The 18,262-nt window shown below is 38.1% G+C and carries 19 protein-coding genes; 1 reads left to right on the forward strand and 18 read right to left on the reverse strand.

Translation table 11 applies throughout. The features are described from left to right. Positions 1–18 precede the first annotated feature (18 nt). A complete protein-coding gene (locus AC6F34_RS03565) occupies positions 19–2,565 on the forward strand; it encodes a PBP1A family penicillin-binding protein (protein ID WP_500769024.1) in 2,547 nt (848 codons plus the stop codon). 22 nt (positions 2,566–2,587) lie between these two features. On the opposite strand, the gene AC6F34_RS03570 is transcribed toward AC6F34_RS03565, so the two are convergent. From AC6F34_RS03570 to AC6F34_RS03655, 18 genes are all read right to left on the reverse strand, one after another. Beyond that, positions 2,588–3,082 (reverse strand): YpoC family protein, encoded by a 495-nt coding sequence (locus AC6F34_RS03570; protein WP_500769026.1) that lies wholly within the window; start codon positions 3,080–3,082, stop codon positions 2,588–2,590. Then, entirely contained in the window at positions 3,083–3,742 is a 660-nt protein-coding gene (nth, locus tag AC6F34_RS03575) for an endonuclease III (RefSeq protein WP_500769028.1), read from the reverse strand. 19 nt (positions 3,743–3,761) lie between these two features. Next, positions 3,762–4,469, reverse strand: a complete 708-nt coding sequence (locus AC6F34_RS03580; protein ID WP_500769030.1) for a DnaD domain-containing protein — start codon at positions 4,467–4,469, stop codon at positions 3,762–3,764. 38 nt (positions 4,470–4,507) lie between these two features. Next, positions 4,508–4,939 (reverse strand): hypothetical protein, encoded by a 432-nt coding sequence (locus tag AC6F34_RS03585; protein WP_500770119.1) that lies wholly within the window; start codon positions 4,937–4,939, stop codon positions 4,508–4,510. A gap of 33 nt (positions 4,940–4,972) precedes the next feature. Beyond that, positions 4,973–6,265 (reverse strand): asparagine--tRNA ligase, encoded by a 1,293-nt coding sequence (gene asnS, locus AC6F34_RS03590; RefSeq protein ID WP_500770121.1) that lies wholly within the window; start codon positions 6,263–6,265, stop codon positions 4,973–4,975. Positions 6,266–6,356: 91 nt separating this feature from the next. Next, positions 6,357–7,547 (reverse strand): pyridoxal phosphate-dependent aminotransferase, encoded by a 1,191-nt coding sequence (locus AC6F34_RS03595; RefSeq protein WP_500769032.1) that lies wholly within the window; start codon positions 7,545–7,547, stop codon positions 6,357–6,359. A 20-nt stretch (positions 7,548–7,567) separates the two neighbouring features. Then, positions 7,568–8,041, reverse strand: coding sequence for a cell wall elongation regulator TseB-like domain-containing protein (locus AC6F34_RS03600; RefSeq protein WP_500769034.1), 474 nt, complete (start codon positions 8,039–8,041; stop codon positions 7,568–7,570). A gap of 11 nt (positions 8,042–8,052) precedes the next feature. Then, positions 8,053–8,223 (reverse strand): YpmA family protein, encoded by a 171-nt coding sequence (locus AC6F34_RS03605; protein ID WP_500769036.1) that lies wholly within the window; start codon positions 8,221–8,223, stop codon positions 8,053–8,055. Between the two features lie 83 nt (positions 8,224–8,306). Then, a complete protein-coding gene (gene dinG, locus AC6F34_RS03610) occupies positions 8,307–11,093 on the reverse strand; it encodes an ATP-dependent DNA helicase DinG (RefSeq protein WP_500769038.1) in 2,787 nt (928 codons plus the stop codon). Positions 11,094–11,245: 152 nt separating this feature from the next. After that, entirely contained in the window at positions 11,246–11,629 is a 384-nt protein-coding gene (gene panD, locus AC6F34_RS03615) for an aspartate 1-decarboxylase (RefSeq protein WP_500769040.1), read from the reverse strand. A gap of 16 nt (positions 11,630–11,645) precedes the next feature. Beyond that, positions 11,646–12,491 (reverse strand): pantoate--beta-alanine ligase, encoded by an 846-nt coding sequence (gene panC / locus AC6F34_RS03620; RefSeq protein ID WP_500769042.1) that lies wholly within the window; start codon positions 12,489–12,491, stop codon positions 11,646–11,648. Beyond that, the gene (gene panB / locus AC6F34_RS03625) at positions 12,488–13,324 is read right to left on the reverse strand and encodes a 3-methyl-2-oxobutanoate hydroxymethyltransferase (protein ID WP_500769044.1); all 837 of its coding nucleotides are present in this window, start codon (positions 13,322–13,324) and stop codon (positions 12,488–12,490) included. Before panB ends, panC begins: the two co-directional genes overlap by 4 nt. Positions 13,325–13,565: 241 nt before the next feature. Next, a complete protein-coding gene (locus AC6F34_RS03630; RefSeq protein ID WP_500769046.1) occupies positions 13,566–14,546 on the reverse strand; it encodes a biotin--[acetyl-CoA-carboxylase] ligase in 981 nt (326 codons plus the stop codon). Beyond that, a complete protein-coding gene (locus AC6F34_RS03635; protein ID WP_500769048.1) occupies positions 14,531–15,724 on the reverse strand; it encodes a CCA tRNA nucleotidyltransferase in 1,194 nt (397 codons plus the stop codon). Before AC6F34_RS03635 ends, AC6F34_RS03630 begins: the two co-directional genes overlap by 16 nt. A gap of 2 nt (positions 15,725–15,726) precedes the next feature. Then, on the reverse strand, positions 15,727–16,860 hold the full coding sequence (gene bshA / locus AC6F34_RS03640) for an N-acetyl-alpha-D-glucosaminyl L-malate synthase BshA (RefSeq protein WP_500769050.1): 1,134 nt from the start codon (positions 16,858–16,860) through the stop codon (positions 15,727–15,729). Positions 16,861–16,863: 3 nt separating this feature from the next. Beyond that, a complete protein-coding gene (gene bshB1, locus AC6F34_RS03645) occupies positions 16,864–17,568 on the reverse strand; it encodes a bacillithiol biosynthesis deacetylase BshB1 (RefSeq protein ID WP_500770123.1) in 705 nt (234 codons plus the stop codon). Next, positions 17,568–17,981 (reverse strand): methylglyoxal synthase, encoded by a 414-nt coding sequence (mgsA, locus tag AC6F34_RS03650; RefSeq protein ID WP_500769052.1) that lies wholly within the window; start codon positions 17,979–17,981, stop codon positions 17,568–17,570. The genes bshB1 and mgsA overlap by 1 nt, the downstream gene beginning before the upstream one ends. Positions 17,982–17,994: 13 nt before the next feature. Further along, the coding region (locus AC6F34_RS03655; RefSeq protein WP_500769054.1) for a dihydrodipicolinate reductase C-terminal domain-containing protein at positions 17,995–18,262 on the reverse strand (268 nt) is incomplete at its 5' end.

An 18,262-nucleotide genomic window follows, 5' to 3' on the forward strand; every position in this document is an offset into this window, starting at 1 on the left:
CAAGAAAGGATGAAAAAAATGACTGAGAATAATCAATCTAGAGAAGCTCGACGAAAACAAAAGTCGAAGCAAACAAAAAAAGGAAAAACAAATGCTAAAACATTATTTAAGCGTATTTTTATGATAATGGTAGTTATCGGAATTGTTGGGTTGATCGGTGGTGCAGTAACTTTTGCGTTTATGGTGAAAGACACTCCACCACTTGATGAATCTTTATTAAAAGATCCAATTCCTTCAGAATTGTATGACGTCAATGGAGAAAGCTTTGCTAAGATTGGCGCTGGTAGGCTAGATTATGTAGATTATGAAGATATTCCAGAGTTAGTTGAAAATGCATTTTTAGCAACCGAGGATGTCCGTTTTTATAAACATAATGGAATGGACTTTATCCGTCTTGGTGGTGCAGTCATTGCCAACGTGACGCGCGGCTTCGGTTCTCAAGGTGCAAGTACAATCACACAGCAGGTTGTAAAGAATTCTTTTTTAAACCATGAGAAAACTTTAAATCGTAAGGCTCAAGAAGCATGGCTCGCGTTCCAACTTGAGCGCAAGTATACAAAACAAGAAATCTTTGAGATGTATGTGAATAAAATCTTTATGTCTGAAGATGCACACGGTGTATTAACTGCGTCAAGAATTTATTTTGGAAAAGAATTAGAAGAACTTGAACTACATGAAGCTGCTCTATTAGCTGGACTACCCCAAAGTCCAAACCGTTATAACCCATTTGAGCATCCTGATCGTGCAGAAAATCGTAGAAACATAGTATTGTCATTAATGAATCAACACGGATTTATTTCGGAAGCTGAGAAAGAAGCTGCACAAGCCATTCCTGTAACGGAAAGCTTAGTTGCTCAAGATAATCGACCAACTAGAGAAACACCTTATGATGCCTTTGTCGATGTTGTCATCGATGAAATTGAAGAAAAATATCCTGATGTTGACGTCTTCTCAGATGGTTTAAAAATCCATACAACATTAGACCAAGATGCACAAACGTATGTAGAAAACATTTTAAATACAAATGATATCATTAACTACCCAGATGAGGATTTCCAAGCTGGAATTACATTGCTTGACTCTAATTCAGGGGAAATAAGAGCCATTGGCGGATCTAGAAATCCTGAAGTAAGACGTGGATTTAACAATGCAACTGATTTAAGAAGACATGCTGGTTCAACATTTAAACCAATTGTCGATTATGGTCCAGCGATTGATTACTTACAGTGGGGTACGTATGAAACGATCGTTGACGAGCCGTATAAATATTCAACTGGAGATCCAATCAATAACTGGGATTCAAGGCATATGGGTCCGATGTCGATGCGAGAAGCTTTAGCTCGCTCACGAAATATTCCTGCATTAAAAGCACTGCAAGCAGTTGGGTTGGATCGTTCCGAAGAGTTTGTAAATAAATTAGGAATACCGATTGATGGAATGCTAGAAGCCTATTCTATTGGAGCATTTGAAGTATCTCCTACACAAATGGCCGGTGCTTATGCAGCGTTTGCAAATGAAGGTTTCTATACAGAGCCGTTCTCTGTTGTTTCAGTCGAAATGCGTGACGGCACGAAAATAGATTTACGACCTGATACAGAAGCAGTCATGAGTGACTATACAGCGTTTATGGTATCAGACATGTTAAAGGACGTTGTTTCATCAGGATATGGTACTGGTAGAGTTGCCAATATTCCTGGACTTCCTGTAGCTGGTAAAACAGGGACGACAAACTATACGTCTCAAGAAAAATCTGATTACAATGTCCCGAACGGAGGTGTGCCTGATGCATGGTTCGCCGGGTATACAACCAATTATACAGCCGCAATATGGACCGGGTATTTAGACCGGAAAACGGCTGTGAAATCAGGATATGATCAGCAAATTGCAATGAATCTATTTAAAAATATTATGAGTCATGTGTCTCAAGGCAAAGAAACAGCTGACTTTACAATGCCTAATAGTGTTGAGCGTGTTGCAATAGAAAAAGGTAGCAACCCAGCGAAGTTAGCAAGTGAGTTTACTCCTGAAGATCAAACGATTTATGAATATGCTGTTAAAGGCCATGCACCATCAGAAGTATCTGACCGCTTCGATCAGCTAGAAAGCCCAATGAACATTCAAGCGAGCTATAATGAAGAGGCAAACGAAATTTCTGTAACTTGGGATTACGGTGAAGATCGAGAAGGAATTCAATTCGAAGTAACTGGTGCGATAAACGGTGGTGGAGCTGTACCAATTTCCACAACCGGAGACACTGCTATTACGATTTCCAACGTTGAAAGAGGCGCGGTCTACCAATTCCAAGTAATAGCCATACGTGCTGATCAACAAAGTGATCCAGCTAGTGTGTCAATTGAGATCCCCGATATCATCGAGGATGAACCCGAAAGACCAGATAATGATGAGAATGAACCACCAGATGAACCTGGTGAAGGCAACGATGAAGAAGGTGGCGGTGAAGAGAATGAAACACCACCAGGTAACGGCAACGAAAATGGAAACAACGGCAATAATGGAAATAATGGAAACAACGGCAATAATGAAGACAATGATGATAATAGCTAAATAAAAAAAGGACTGTTCACAATCAAAGCGATTGATTGTGGCAGTCCTTTTTCATTTTCAGTTTTGTAATGACTTGTAACTTTTCGATTTCAGTCATTAAGGATGATAACTGAATAAATGAATGATACAAACTTGGCCTTGAAAGGATAAAGTTTAACCGTTCGCTTGCATTTACTGGCTTTATTTTCAAATGCGTTAAATCAAGCTTTTGCAGATCAACAGGCTGACCATTTAACCAAAACAGTGATTGTAAAAACAAGGTGATTCCTTTTTTCATCAGCGGAAGAGCTTCTTTGCTGTTCCTGTTAGTATACTGTTTCTTTAGATCATCCTCAATCATACGCCAGCTTTGTATGATACCGTCATGATCGGTTGGTTCTATCAGAAAGGGCTTGTTTAATTGATGATAGTAAACGATTTCTTCATAAAAGTATAGAATTTCTCCTTCAATCTGAAGTCCAGCTTCTTCATAAAACAGCGAATGTACAAGTTGTAATGGAACAGTATACATTGTCATTTATTTCTTACTTTCCTTTACTTTCATTCGCTTCTTTCCTTCTCGGCAAACATCTAATAATGGACAAGTTTCACATTGTGGATTTTGTGCTTTACAGTGATATCTTCCGAAGAAAATCATCCGGTGATGAGTAACCGACCATTCTTCTTTTGGAATTTTCTTCATTAAGGTCTTTTCTACTTCTAGAACAGAGTCTTTCCAGCGACAAAAAGCAAGGCGTTTACTTACTCTTTCTACATGCGTATCTACTGCAATTGCAGGTATATCAAACGCCACAGAAACAACTACATTCGCAGTCTTTCGTCCAACACCCGGTAGCTTCGTTAATTCATCACGATCATTAGGAACTTGTCCATTGTATTCATCTATAAGAAGGCGACTTAACTTTTGAATATTCTTTGCTTTATTACGATACAAGCCAATGGAACGAATATCATTTTGAAGCTCCTCAATTGGGACGCTTAAATAGTCTTCAGGTGTTTTATATTTTTTGAATAACTCCCTCGTTACTTTATTCACTAGAACATCTGTACATTGTGCTGATAGCGCAACTGCAATGACAAGCTCAAAAGGATTATCATGGACAAGCTCACAATGTGCATCTGGGAACATCTCCCCCATTGAATCTAGACAAAAACGTATTTCACTTTTATTCAACATCGATCTTCACCACTTACTTCTATTGTTCAAGCCAATTATACAATGGAACTGATTTAGATGTAACCGGCTCTTGCTCTTGAGTTATCCTTTGTTGTGCACCGTTTTGTCTAAACTTTTTCCCATAGCTTCTAGCTTGTTCGATTGTTTTGATTCCATTTTTCTTCCATTCAAAGAGAATTCGGTCAATATAGCGGAAGTTTAATTTTCCACTCATAACAGCTTCTCTCAACGCAGCTTTAATAATCTGTACATCATGGTGGTCATCATCTAACCACATCGCCAACGATTCACACTCAAAAGGAGATAATGGTCGTCCGAATTCTTGTTCAAATGTTGAATATAAATCCGTCTCGTTTTGCCGTGATTGCAACTGGCTTTCTTGCTTTTCCTCCATCATAAAGAGATCAACGCATTTATCCCACAATGGTTCTAAAGAGAATATCTCATGACGAATCCCCTCTTCATTGTAATGATCCTTAATAACGAAATATCCTTTTTGGACTAACTTGCGCATAATCTCACTGCATTGCTCGGCAGATAACGTCATCTTTTCCGATAAATCAATTGGCGTCGGGAAATGATTCCCTGCACGAATGTACTCATGAACATGAAGCAATAAAACAAGTTCACTTTCAAATAGCCCTAATTTCTTATAGTTTGCTAATAAGACATTCGGTACCGAAACCGTTCCGTCTTCTAGCCATTTATATACGGTCGATTTTAACATAACTGACACCTCACTCTAAAGTATAACACGAAGCTCGTTTACACAGGAGTAGATTGAAAAGAAACTCTTTTAGAAAAAACGCATACTTTAACCTCATTGGGTGTATGAGTGAACTTGCTAGATAAAACATGATTCTTGCCAGATAAAACATGATTCCTGCTAGATAAAACACGATTCCTGCTAGATAAAACATGTTCCTTGCTAGATAAAACATGATTCCTGCTAGATAAAACACGATTCCTGCTAGATAAAACATGATTCTTGCTAGATAAAACACGATTCTTGCTAGATAAAACATGATTCTTGCTAGATAAAACATGATTCCTGCTAGATAAAACACGATTCCTGCTAGATAAAACATGTTCCTTGCTAGATAAATCATGATTCTTGCTAGATAAAACCCGATTCCTGCTAGATAAAACATGATTCCTGCTAGATACTCGATTCCCACAAAAACGGATTCTTAAAATAAAGAAGCGACGGGTATCCGTCGCTTCTTGTTATTAAGGGTATAAACGATTTAATAAGCGTGGGAATGGAATCGATTCGCGAACATGTTCTACTCCACTAATCCATGCAACTGTACGCTCTAATCCTAATCCAAATCCTGAATGTGGAACGGATCCGTACTTACGTAATTCTAAGTACCATCCGTATGCATCTTTATCAAGGTTATGCTCTTTTAATCGTTGTTCTAGTAAGTCATAATCGTTGATTCTTTCTGAACCGCCAATGATTTCACCATAGCCTTCTGGAGCAATTAGGTCTGCGCAAAGGACAACATCGTCTCTTTCAGGGTGCGGCTGCATGTAAAATGGTTTAATTCCAGTTGGATAGTTTGTAATAAACACAGGTTTGTCATAGCTTTCTGCAATTGCAGTTTCATGTGGCGCACCAAAGTCATCGCCCCACTTAATGTCATCAAAACCTTTTTCATGTAAAAACTCAATTGCTTCATCATATGAGATGCGTGGGAATGGAGCTTTTATATTTTCTAGCTTAGATGTATCACGGCCAAGTGTTTTCAGCTCAATTTGACAGTTTGCAAGGACGGACTGAACGATATGTGATACATATTGCTCTTGAACTTTTAAACTCTCTTCATGCTCATAAAACGCCATCTCAGGTTCGATCATCCAGAATTCTATTAAATGGCGGCGGGTTTTTGATTTCTCTGCACGGAATGTTGGTCCGAATGAAAATACTTTACCAATCGCCATTGCAGCAGCTTCCATGTAAAGCTGACCACTTTGTGAAAGATAAGCATCTTCTTCAAAGTATTTTGTTGCAAATAATTCTGAAGTGCCCTCAGGTGCACTGCCAGTTAAAATCGGTGGATCAACCTTTACGAAGCCTTCTTGATTGAAGAATTCATAAGTAGAACGAATGATTTCATTACGAACTTTCATTACCGCATGCTGACGGCGTGAGCGAAGCCATAAATGACGGTTGTCCATTAAGAACTCTGTCCCATGCTCTTTCGGTGTGATTGGGTAATCAGTTGACTCATGTAGCACTTCAACAGACTGAACTAATAATTCATACCCTAACGGTGAGCGCTCATCTTTTTGTACTTTACCAGTCACATAAACTGATGACTCTTGTGTCACAGATTTTGCCATTTGGAAAACTTCTTCTGGTACATCTGCTTTCACAACAACACCTTGAATAAATCCAGATCCATCCCTTAATTGTAAGAAGGCAATTTTACCACTTGAACGCTTGTTTGCGATCCAAGCACCGATTTTCACTTCTTGATCTACGTACTGATGCACTTGGGCAATCGTTGTTTTTATCATCATTATTCCCTCCAAAGCCTATAGGCTTGTCCAATATAAGTATTTGAACTATTATACGTTCCCTTTTATAGACAAGTAATTTCAATTCTTATTTCGATTTTTCTTCTACAAATTTTGCAATACGTCCAATCGCTTCTACTAATAAATCAAGTGAAGTCGCATAGGAAAGGCGAATATTATTAGGTGAACCAAATCCAGATCCTGGGATCACCGCAACCATCGCTTCTTCAAGCAAAGCTTGTGCGAATGCATCGACTGATTCATATCCTGTATTCTTAGCCGCTTCTTTTACATTTGGAAACAGATAAAAGGCACCTTGTGGTTTTGCACATGTAAAACCTTTTATTGAAACTAATTGTTCGTATACGTCGTCTAAGCGTGATTCAAAAGCTTGTCTCATCTGCTCTAATGGTTCATTTGAGCCAGAATAAGCAGCAATCGTCCCATACTGAGCAGTCGTAGTTGGATTTGACGTACTATGACTTGCTAAGTTCGTCATTGCTTTAATAATGTCTTTTTGTCCGACCGCATATCCAATTCTCCAGCCTGTCATTGAATGAGATTTTGACACACCATTTATAATAATTGTTTGTTCTTGTAGCTCAGGAGAAATCTGTGCAATTGATACATGCTTTTCACCATGGTACACAAGCTTTTCATAAATTTCATCAGAGACAATCATTACATTTTTGCGCAAACAAACTTCGCCAATTGCCTTTAATTCTTCTTCAGAATAAAGCATTCCTGTTGGATTGCTTGGAGAGTTTATAATGACGGCTTTCGTTTGATCCGTAATCATATCTTCTAATTGAGCTGGAGTGATTTTATAATGATTCGCTTCTTTTCCTTCAACATAAACAGGTACTCCTCCAGCAAGCTTCACTTGCTCAGGATAACTTACCCAGTATGGCGTTGGGATGATTACTTCGTCGCCCTCATCTAAAATTACTTGGAATAGTGTGTATAATGCATGTTTCGCACCATTCGTAACAATGACAGCTGAAGAATCGTAATTTAAACCTTGATCAGCTTTTAGCTTTTTGCATATTTCCTCTTTTAATAAAGGCAATCCCGCAGATGCAGTATATTTTGTATGTCCTTCATTCATTGATTGAACTGCTGCATCAATAATATGTTGAGGTGTATTAAAGTCTGGCTCACCTGCACCTAATCCAATGACATTTAATCCAGCTGCTTTCATTTCCTTTGCTTTCGCTGTAATTGCTAATGTTGTAGACGGTGTTAAGGCCGCTACTCTTTTGGCTAACTGAACCTTCATAGTCGTTCCTCCCAAGCAAGTTAGAGATTTTCAATGATTTTTAATTGTTGTGTTCCGGTTTCAAAATCAATCACGAAATAATTGATTAATCCACCGTCTGTTTTATAAAAAATTTCCCATAATGGAATGTTTTTTTCCATCCCTATTTTAACAGAAATGACTTCATTCGGTGACTTTTCGTTATAAAGTTTCTGAAGTGCTTCTTCTTTTGAAATACCTTCTGATTTGTTTAATGTTTTGATTTCACCAACCTCTGGAACCCAGACGATAATTTCTTCATTTTCGTCATTGTAACCTTCAACTACATAAACCGTTTCATTCCCATGATAAACTTGAAAATCCACAGCTTTAACAAGATCAGTTTCCTTCATTACATTTTCAACAACTTCTGATTCCACCTCTCTTAAAGGTGACGTAGCTGTTAGATAAATATTAATTGTTAGGCCAAGAACAACAATGCCAATAAGCGATATGATTAGAATGGCTTTTTTCATCATAATCCCTTCTATGTACGATAAATTGTAAAGACTGCTTTAGAATCATCCTCTTTATCGAGGGCTAATCCGAACATTAGGTCTTCCCTTTTTAATGTTCGGTTCAAAACATCCACAACTTTATATAAATCAGGTGAATTTTGAATTTTTATTGTTGATAGGACTTCTATTTTATTGTCCATGTCATATTCCTCCTCAAATCTAAAGTGACACCTATCCTTAAGTATACCAGTTTCTAGCGTTGTCATAAAGCGAAACTACATCTCTAGAGCCAATCTTCAATCAGCTCAATTGACTCTTCAATCGATAATTCATTTACATCAACACTAGGAATCGAACTAAGGAAAATATGTCCATAATTAGCCGTTAAAATCCTGCGGTCAAATATGAATAAGATGCCTTTATCAGAGTGGGTTCTAATGAGACGACCAAACCCTTGTTTAAAACGAAGGACAGCTTCAGGTAGTGCATATTCCAGAAATGGATTTCCGTTTTCCTTTTTTATAATTTCCGTTTTTGCTTGTAAAAATGGATCATTTGGAGAACGAAATGGCAAACGCACAATAATTAAACAGGACAAATCCTCCCCTGGTACATCGATCCCTTCCCAAAAGCTATTAGTGCCAAATAGAATCGCTTTATCGAACTTCTGGAAGTTCTTTTTTAGCCTTGATGGAGAGCCACCACTAATCCCTTGAGCAATTAAGACATAGTCATTCAATAAACCAGATTCTTTAACTAACCCATACGTTTTTCTTAACATATCGTAGCTAGTAAATAAAATCATTAACCTGCCTTTTGAAGATTCTGCAATTGAGATGATCTGTTCAGATATCGCCGCTATATAATCATCGATTGACACGGCATTTACTTCTGGTAAGTCATTTGGAACTACGACTTTTAGCTGATTCTTGTAATCGAATGGAGAATCCATTTTTCTTACAATACAATCCTGTTTCATTAATCCAAGATGGTTAAGTAAGAACGTAAAATCATTATTAATACTTAACGTTGCTGAAGTCAACACAACACTATCAATTTTTCTAAACACATTCGCTTGCAATTCATTTGCGATAGATAACGGCTCAACGATAAACCTTAAGTGGTGGTACGACGCTTTTCCATCCCAATCGATTCTTACACTTCTATCCTCTTGACTTTGCATAAAGATAAACCTAAGCACTTGCTTGATATCTAAAAACTGTTCACGAATGGCAATGACTTCATTCAGCAGAGATCTCTCTTCTAAGGATAAATAGTCGGCCACATCTAAATGTGTAAACCGCTCTAGAATGTCGACACATTCACCAATTTGAAAATAGATTCTCTCCCCTGTCAACTGACATTGTTTATAATCTGTGCCTTCTTTCTGGAAACGTACTGTAAGTTTGGCTGAATGATTTGAATAGCGATTTTGCTTGCAATAATTAGCAGATAATGAAAACAATCGATCCACTTCTGCCATCATTTGCTGCATTTCATTGTCCATCCTACGAAGATCATTTTTTAATCCCTGCAATTGATGACGCTTTATTAGCTCATTCATTTTTACTAAAACCTTATCGGCTTCTAGTGTCCCCAATTGATTAAATATCGTCTTCGTATGCAAATAATCAAATCGCACTCCTAATTGTTCATTAGCCACTTGTAAAAATTGATGCCCCTCATCTAATACAACATATTTAGAATTAGCAAATAGTGGTTGTTCTTTCATGCGATCAATTAAAAACATCGAGTGATTTGTAATGATCAAATGGGCTGTTGCTGCTTTATTTTTAGCTAGGTTATAATATTCTCTATCAGCGAACAAGGAGTTTCCTTTTCGTAGAAACTGTTCATCGTTCTTAACACGATCCCAATACAACTGACCACCGCTTGATAAATTTAATTCATCACGATCTCCAGTAGTTGATTCTAAAATCCAAATCAAAATTTGCATCTTTGTTAATAGCACATCGTAATTATCATCTTCAACTTGCAAAGAATGATAAAATTTATCTAGGTTAATGTAGTGCCCCTTGCCTTTTAGCATCGCAGTTCGAATTTTTGTATGGAAAATCTCATTTAACATTGGGATATCCTTTTCAATTAACTGATGCTGTAATTGCGTTGTATATGTACTAATGACGACAGGTTGTTTTGTTGCTATTGCACGATAGACAGCCGGGATTAAGTAAGCCATCGTCTTTCCGATCCCTGTTCCAGCTTCAATAATTGCATGTTTATGTTTTGAAAAAGACTCAAAAATCGTATCCATCATTTCGAATTGACCCGTGCGGGTTTCATAGAGAGGATATACTTTTTCAAACATTTCCTTTTTCTCTTTCTCAGCTTCTGGATAATGAAAAACAGCATCTTCGGCACTAATCGTATCGGAATCTAGTCGTCTTAAAACTAACCCATTCACTTCTTCATACTTTTGTTGAAAGGGTTCATACTGGTTATTCTTCCGTCGAATGAGCTCTTCTAAATATTGATCTAGATCGCTCTTTAACCCACTCGATAATTCATATAGCTTATTCACTGTCATCATTGGAAGTACATCAATTTTATGTAATAAATGGTTCAATAAAGATGCGGTCGCTTCTGCATCACTATCAGCCTGATGCGGGCGATCATGATCTAAATCTAACAGTTGGGTTAAATCAGTCAATTTATAGCCGTCAGCTGTCGGCAATAAGATTCGAGACAACTCGACCGTATCTAATACAGGTCCGTAAAATGGTTGATAGCCCGCGTCTAAAAGCTCTTCTTGTAAAAAGGACAAATCAAAAAGAACATTATGGGCAACAAAATACGCCCCTTCTAATAATTTGTATACATCCTCAGCAATTGCTTCAAAAGAAGGAGCATCCTTCACCATCTCATTTGAAATGCCTGTTAATTCTTCTATAAATAATGATATTTCACGATTTGGATTAATAAAAGAAGACAATCGGTTCGTTATTTTTCCGTTTTCGATTACAACTGCAGCAATCTGAATAATCCGATCCCCTTTTTTGGGGGAATGACCCGTTGTCTCCAAATCAACAACAACAAACTTGTTTGACATTTGTTCCACCTCAAACTTCTATCATAAGAACGGTATCATAAAAACAGAAAAATAAAAAGCCTCTCCCCCTGTTTTCCACGATTAAGATTTATTTATTCAATCTTAATGGAAAATGCCTAAACAGAACGGCTCTGCTCAGGCATTTTTCTCGGTTACATAATTGTATGTGCGGGCTCTTGATGCAATAATTCTTTCATTACATTTCCTTCTCCCATAATGACAACTTTAGGAGAATGATCTTTTAATTTTTCTTCAGCAACAAGTGCGTATGAGATAATGATAACAATGTCCCCTTCTTGAACGAGTCGTGCAGCTGCACCATTTACACAGATGACACCACTTCCTCTTTCTCCAGGAATAATGTAAGTTTCAAATCTAGCACCGTTATTGTTGTTTACAATCTGTACTTTTTCGTTGGGCATCATGCCGGCTGCATCTAAAATATCTGTATCAATCGTAATGCTGCCTACATAGTTTAAGTTTGCTTCAGTTACAGTTGCACGATGGATTTTCCCATTCATCATAGTGCGAAACATAATGAAAAGCCTCCTACTATTTCGTAAAAATGATATTATCGATTAATCGAACCTTTTCATATCGAACAGCTACGGCTACAATAATCGTGCCTTCAAGCTGATCTAGCTTTTTTAGCTCCGGATATGAATATACTTCAATATAATCAATTTTACCACTTGAATGTTTTTCTATGTTAGATTTTACATACTGAATAGCTTCTTCACCATTTATCTGATTAGTTAAAATGAGTTCCTTAACCTCACGTAAACTCTTATTAATAATCGGAGCTGTAGCTCTTTCCTCAGAAAGCAAATTAACATTTCTTGAGCTTTTCGCTAAGCCATCTTCCTCACGAACGGTTTCAGATGCAATGATTTCAGTCGGAATATTAAAATCTTCGACTAAGGATTTCACAATAGCAATTTGCTGAGCATCCTTCATTCCAAAGTATGCTTGATCTGCTTGAATAATAGAAAATAGTTTAATAAGAACTGTAGCAACCCCGTCAAAATGGCCAGGACGGGATTTGCCGCATAATACGTCTGTTTTATCAGTTACAACAATTTTATTTGATAATGGCTTTGGATACATTTCAGAAGCTGTAGGAACAAATAAATAATCCACGCCTACATTTTCAGCTAATTTCTTATCACGCTCTATATCTCGAGGATAAGAAGAAAAATCCTCTGTAGGCCCAAATTGAAGTGGATTTACGAATACGCTTACAACAACAATATCGTGATTCTCTCTTGCATGTTGTATCAGGCTAAGATGTCCTTCGTGTAAAAAACCCATTGTCGGTACAAATCCTATCGATTTGCTAGCTTTTTTACAGACACCGATTTCTTCGATCATTTCATTAATAGTTGAAACTAGCTTCATATTTTTCCTCCATATAAGCCTAGTAGTTCATCCTCTTTCATTGTAAAAGAGTGTTGATCTTCTGGGAAGTTCCCCTCTTTAACATCGTTAATATATGAGTTTAACGCAGGAATCATTTCTTCGTTACTATTCGTATACGTTTTAACGAATTTAGGAACGCGATCCACTCCGTAATTTAAGATATCGTGATAGACAAGTACTTGTCCATCTGTATGAACCCCTGCACCAATCCCTATCGTTGGAATTGCTAGAATGGACGACACTTCTTCTGATAATTGCTTCGGTACACATTCTAAAACAAGTGCAAACGCCCCTGCTGCTTCACATTTCTTAGCATCTTCTATTAGCTTACGTGCTGCCAGTGCATTTTTTCCTTGTACTTTATAGCCGCCTAAAACACCGACCGATTGAGGTGTTAACCCTAGATGAGCAATAACTGGAATACCACTTGCAGTTAATGCAGCAATCATTTCGATCACTTCATCTCCGCCTTCTACCTTTACAGCTTGAGCTCCTGCTTCTTGCATTAGTCTGGTTGCATTTAATAAAGTATCTTTCTTAGACAGGTGGTAGCTCATGAATGGCATATCAATAGCTACAAATGTATTCGGAGCGCCTCGTTTGACAGCTTTTCCATGATGAATCATATCCTCCATCGTAACTGGTATCGTCGAATCATACCCAAGAACGACCATACCGAGTGAATCGCCTACGAGAATCATATCCACACCTGCTGCTTCAGCTTGTTTTGCTGATGGGTAATCATACGCTGTCACCATTGCAATTTTTTGTTTTTCTTGTTTCATCTTTAAAAAGCTAGTTGTCTGTTTCATCCTTCATCCTCCTTTTCGTTGGAAGAGGAGTTCACATCATAATGAAAAAAAATCCTTCCATTAATACAGAAGGATTTTGTACACACTCATTATTCAGTCTCATCCCTCTGTCCCGGTCCGTCTCATGGATCTAGGCAGAATCCTACTATTCATTTACAGTACAATTAAATAGGTGCAGTTCTCTCATAAGATACTGCCCAATTAAAGTATAGCAACGAATAGCGCTTTTGGCTACTTAAATTTAGAGGATCTGAATATCAGCAGAATACACTTTGTGAACCGCGCCAAGCTCATCTTCAATCATCAAAACTCCGTCATCAGTAATGCCTTTTGCAACGCCTTTTATTGAATTCGTTAACGTTGTAGCAACAATCGTTCGACCAATGCTAATCGCATAGCTTTCCCATAGAAGTTTGATCGGGTAAAAACCTGATTTCAAGTAAAGATCATATAACTTTTCAATCTGAAGCAGTAATTGCTGTACGATGTCTGCACGGCTTGTTTTGTCACCTTTTTCAATTCGTAATGACGTCGCAATTTTCTTAATTTCATCAGGAAAGTCACTGTCCTCTTGATTAATATTCATTCCAATTCCAATAATAACCGAATGAATACGATCGGCATCTGCTTGTAATTCTGTTAGGATTCCTGTTAGCTTCTTCCCATTTATTAAAAGATCATTTGGCCATTTAATTTCGGCTTTTAATCCGGTCACTTCTTCAATTGCTTGTACGACTGCCACAGCTGCGAGTAGCGTTAATTGAGGGGCCATAGGTGGAGGAATTTGCGGACGTAGTATTAGACTCATCCAAACACCAGTAAACTTAGGTGAATGCCAATTACGATCCAATCTTCCTCTGCCAGCAGTTTGCTCCTCTGCAATTACTAGTGTTCCTTCAGGAGCACCATCTAGTGCAAGCTGATGGGCAATTTTTTGGGTAGAAGGAACGCTGTCATAATAATGAATGACTTGTCCTAATGTTTTCGTTTTTAATCCAAGGGTAAGATCGTCCGCTGAAACCGTTTCAGGTTTTTTAACGATTCTATACCCTTTTTTACGAACGGCTTCTAATTCGTACCCCTCCTTACGAAGCTCTTCAATATGCTTCCATACAGCCGTACGTGAACAGTTTAATAAGTCAGCTAGACGCTGACCTGATAAATATTCTTCCTCTTGGTTCGTAAATGCATCTAATAGTTTTTTTCTTAATTGAGATTGCATTTTGTGAGCCACTCCTTTATGGAAACAGGGTCATTATCTACCTGCTTCATTAATACGCCGTTTTCAACTTTTTCGAGAACTTCTTTCACCCATGGACCTCTAGGTGTATTAATCCAATCTAACAGATCTGAGCCGTTGATAGCTAACTCACCTTTATGTTTTATAACAAGTTTATTGTATTGTTTCATGACTGAGTTTAAATGTTTCAAATCTGGTGAACGGTGCATCACTTGATAAACCTTTTCAACCATTCGAATCATATCCTCGCCCGCACGATACATCGTAATCTCGTTCCAGTCACTTTGACCTCGAAAGGCAAGCCATTCGAATGCCTTATTTACTTTCTTTATGCGTTTATTCGCCATTCTCCATTCTGTTAATAGCGCCGTTATGTCATTAACATGGATGTGCTTTAAAAGCAAGAGCCAGCGCTCATCCAAGTCTAGCTCATGCAGCATTGGGTATTGAATGGAATCTAGTTCTCTAGAGTAGTCGATAAATTGTGGCAATGCCTTATTTAAAGATAAGGAGGATAACATCTGAATGGCTCGAGAGGCATTTACTCCCATTATCAATTTATCAAATTCGGATAACTTTCTTTCAACCGCAATATTCTCCAGTAAATAAGAATTATTTATGATTGCTTTCTTTGTTTCTGTCTCTATTTCAAATGCAAGCTGACTATAAAAACGAATTGCTCGCATCATCCTCAAGGCATCTTCTTGGAAGCGTTCATTTGCATTTCCAACAGTACGAATAATTCGCTTTTGTAGGTCGTATTGTCCGTCGAATGGATCAATTAACTCACCGTTACGATTCATCGCAATTGCATTGATGGTAAAATCTCTTCTTTGTAGGTCTTCATGTAAATTCCTTACAAACTCTACAGAGGAAGGTCTACGATAATCTTCATATTCGCTTTCAGTTCGGAAAGTTGTCACTTCGTAAAGCTCTCCACTTAACAGTACGCCAATTGTTCCATGCTCAATGCCGACATCGAATGTCTTTTGAAAAATCTCCTTTACTTCTGTAGGAGTAGCAGATGTCGCAATATCGACATCATTGATTTCCCTGTTTAATAAATGATCACGTACTGCACCGCCGACAAAGAAAGCTTCAAAACCATGGCTTTCGATTTCTGCTAAAATTGGCAATGCTTTTTGAAAAACCTCATTCATATTTACTCACCACTAATTACGTCTTCGTATAGCTTTTCATACTGCAAAACAATTTGATCAGCTGAAAAGCGATGGCGAACGGATTGGACTGCTTTATTTGATAATTTCTTATGTAGGGCAGTATTTCGTAAAAGCTCGACTCCACGCATTGCAATCTGATCGATATTCCCTAACTCGCATATATAGCCGTTTTCACCATGGATGATCACTTCAGGAATGCCTCCAACATTTGTTCCGATACACGGAACTCCGCATGCAAGTGCCTCAAGTGCAACTAATCCAAAGCTTTCTTTTTCTGATAATAGAAGCATCAAATCACTGATTGAATAGAGCTCTGCAACATTGTCTTGTTTCCCTAAGAAAAGGACGTTCTCTTCTAGACGTAGATTGCGTACCAATGCGCGAACTCGGCCCATCTCTGGTCCATCTCCAACGAGTAATAACTTCGCTTTGCATGACTTTATCATTTCAGCAAATGAGCGGACAACATCATCTACTCTTTTTACTCCGCGAAAGTTAGAAACATGAATGACAATTTTTTCGTCTTCTGCTATCGAAAATTGCGTGCGTAAATGCGAAGCATTCACCCTTTTATATTCACGTTCGTCGATAAAGTTGTATACCGTTTCAATTCGCTTATCTGGCATAATTAAATCATAGGTTTGTGCAACAAGCGCGTTCGACACTGCTGTAACGAGGTCTGATTTTTCGATACCAAATTTAATCGCTGCACTTAGAGATGAATCGTATCCTAACACAGTAATATCCGTACCATGCAATGTCGTCACAATTTTCACATCACGATTGCTCATCTGCTTTGCTAAAATAGCACAAACTGCATGTGGGATCGCATAGTGTACATGCAATACATCCAGTTCTTCTTGTCGAATAATCTCTGCCATTTTACTTGCTAAAGCAATATCATAAGGCGCGTATTGGAAAACAGAATATTGATTGACCTCAACCTGATGATAAAAAATATTCGAATACATTTTATTTAAACGGAAAGGTAGGCTAGAAGAAATAAAGTGAATCTCATGCCCTTTTTCCGCAAGCATTTTTCCTAATTCTGTTGCCACTACCCCTGAACCACCAACTGACGGATAGCACGTAATTCCAACCTTCAATTTTTTCATTGACTACTCTCCAAATAAGTCATGTTGTAAAAGAATTGCTTCTTTTGTTTTAAATCCTTCTGCATACTGCACACCAACTTGACGCCCATAAATGGACTCACGCGAGTGTATATAATCGACATACCCATTGATTAACGGTGTGTCCACTGAATCTTCCGTTTTTACAAACTGACTTTTATATGCATTAAGGCTCGCTGTTTTTTTGTCGATTGTATCTGATATGTCCGTTACAAAATCTGGTTGGTGAAAGCCATTGATCATATAGAAATATAGCTTTCGTGGCCGGTAAGCATCCTCGCCTCCACCAGCATCGTACTTCTTGATACCTGCTGAGAAAAAAGCTTCCTTTACAAGTTTTGCACAATGACCATGGTCAGGATGACGATCCTCTTCATAAGGTGCAAATATAATCATTGGTCGATATTTACGAATGACTTGAACAATCTTTCTAATGTATTCATCTTGCATATAGAGACCACGATCAGGTATGTCTAGCGTACCTCTAACTTCAACACCTAAAATACGAGCAGCATCACTAGCTTCTTGCTTACGTAATTCAACATTTCCGTTTGAGGATAACTCAGCATTTGTTAGATCAAAAATTCCAACCTTTTTACCCAAGAGTGTGTATTTCGCAATCGTTCCACCCATGCCAATTTCAACATCATCCGCATGCGCACCGAATGCAATCATGTCTAAAGTAGACATTAAATTCCACCATCTCTTCCATGAACGAACGTTCTCCACTCCAGGTCTCCTCGTTCTAAACCTTTGACCAGCACCTCCGCTGTACCCATGTTTGTAGCTAATGGAATGGCATACACATCGCATAGACGAATCAATGCGGTCACATCTGGTTCATGAGGCTGAGCTGTTAATGGATCTCGGAAAAACAAGACCATATCCATTTCATTCTTTGCGACTAATGCACCAATTTCTTGATCTCCACCAAGCGGCCCAGACTGAAAACGATGTACATTTAAGCCCGTTTCATGAATAATTCTTGAGCCTGTTGTCCCTGTTGCAAACAACTTATGTCCATTCAAAATATGTTTATATGCTGTTACAAAGCGAATCATGTCATTCTTTTTCTTATCATGCGCGATCAATGCGATATTCATAGTTCACCTCTTATTAATCAATGATATTCTCTAATCCATAAACAAGCGTTTGTGATTGCATAACATGGTCAACAGCTAACTTTACACCAGACATGAACGATGCGCGATTATATGAATCATGACGAATCGTTAAGGTCTGACCATCTGCACCAAACATTACTTGTTGATGCGCGATCAACCCTGGAAGGCGAACAGAGTGAATGTGCATGCCTTCATAATCAGCACCTCGTGCACCTTCAATTGTTTCCTTCTCATTTGGATGCCCTTGTCCTCTCATCTCG

The sequence above is a fragment of the Niallia sp. CD-39 genome, from assembly GCF_059874745.1.

Excerpts from the sequence above, each read along its gene's own strand:
- AC6F34_RS03565 (WP_500769024.1), top strand. The coding sequence starts at position 19 with ATGACTGAGAATAATCAATCTAGAGAAGCTCGACGAAAACAAAAGTCG.
- AC6F34_RS03570 (WP_500769026.1), bottom strand. The coding sequence starts at position 3,082 with ATGACAATGTATACTGTTCCATTACAACTTGTACATTCGCTGTTTTAT.
- nth (WP_500769028.1), bottom strand. The coding sequence starts at position 3,742 with ATGTTGAATAAAAGTGAAATACGTTTTTGTCTAGATTCAATGGGGGAG.
- AC6F34_RS03580 (WP_500769030.1), bottom strand. The coding sequence starts at position 4,469 with ATGTTAAAATCGACCGTATATAAATGGCTAGAAGACGGAACGGTTTCG.
- AC6F34_RS03595 (WP_500769032.1), bottom strand. The coding sequence starts at position 7,547 with ATGAAGGTTCAGTTAGCCAAAAGAGTAGCGGCCTTAACACCGTCTACA.
- AC6F34_RS03600 (WP_500769034.1), bottom strand. The coding sequence starts at position 8,041 with ATGAAAAAAGCCATTCTAATCATATCGCTTATTGGCATTGTTGTTCTT.
- AC6F34_RS03605 (WP_500769036.1), bottom strand. The coding sequence starts at position 8,223 with ATGGACAATAAAATAGAAGTCCTATCAACAATAAAAATTCAAAATTCA.
- dinG (WP_500769038.1), bottom strand. The coding sequence starts at position 11,093 with ATGTCAAACAAGTTTGTTGTTGTTGATTTGGAGACAACGGGTCATTCC.
- panD (WP_500769040.1), bottom strand. The coding sequence starts at position 11,629 with ATGTTTCGCACTATGATGAATGGGAAAATCCATCGTGCAACTGTAACT.
- panC (WP_500769042.1), bottom strand. The coding sequence starts at position 12,491 with ATGAAGCTAGTTTCAACTATTAATGAAATGATCGAAGAAATCGGTGTC.
- panB (WP_500769044.1), bottom strand. The coding sequence starts at position 13,324 with ATGAAACAGACAACTAGCTTTTTAAAGATGAAACAAGAAAAACAAAAA.
- AC6F34_RS03630 (WP_500769046.1), bottom strand. The coding sequence starts at position 14,546 with ATGCAATCTCAATTAAGAAAAAAACTATTAGATGCATTTACGAACCAA.
- AC6F34_RS03635 (WP_500769048.1), bottom strand. The coding sequence starts at position 15,724 with ATGAATGAGGTTTTTCAAAAAGCATTGCCAATTTTAGCAGAAATCGAA.
- bshA (WP_500769050.1), bottom strand. The coding sequence starts at position 16,860 with ATGAAAAAATTGAAGGTTGGAATTACGTGCTATCCGTCAGTTGGTGGT.
- bshB1 (WP_500770123.1), bottom strand. The coding sequence starts at position 17,568 with ATGTCTACTTTAGACATGATTGCATTCGGTGCGCATGCGGATGATGTT.
- mgsA (WP_500769052.1), bottom strand. The coding sequence starts at position 17,981 with ATGAATATCGCATTGATCGCGCATGATAAGAAAAAGAATGACATGATT.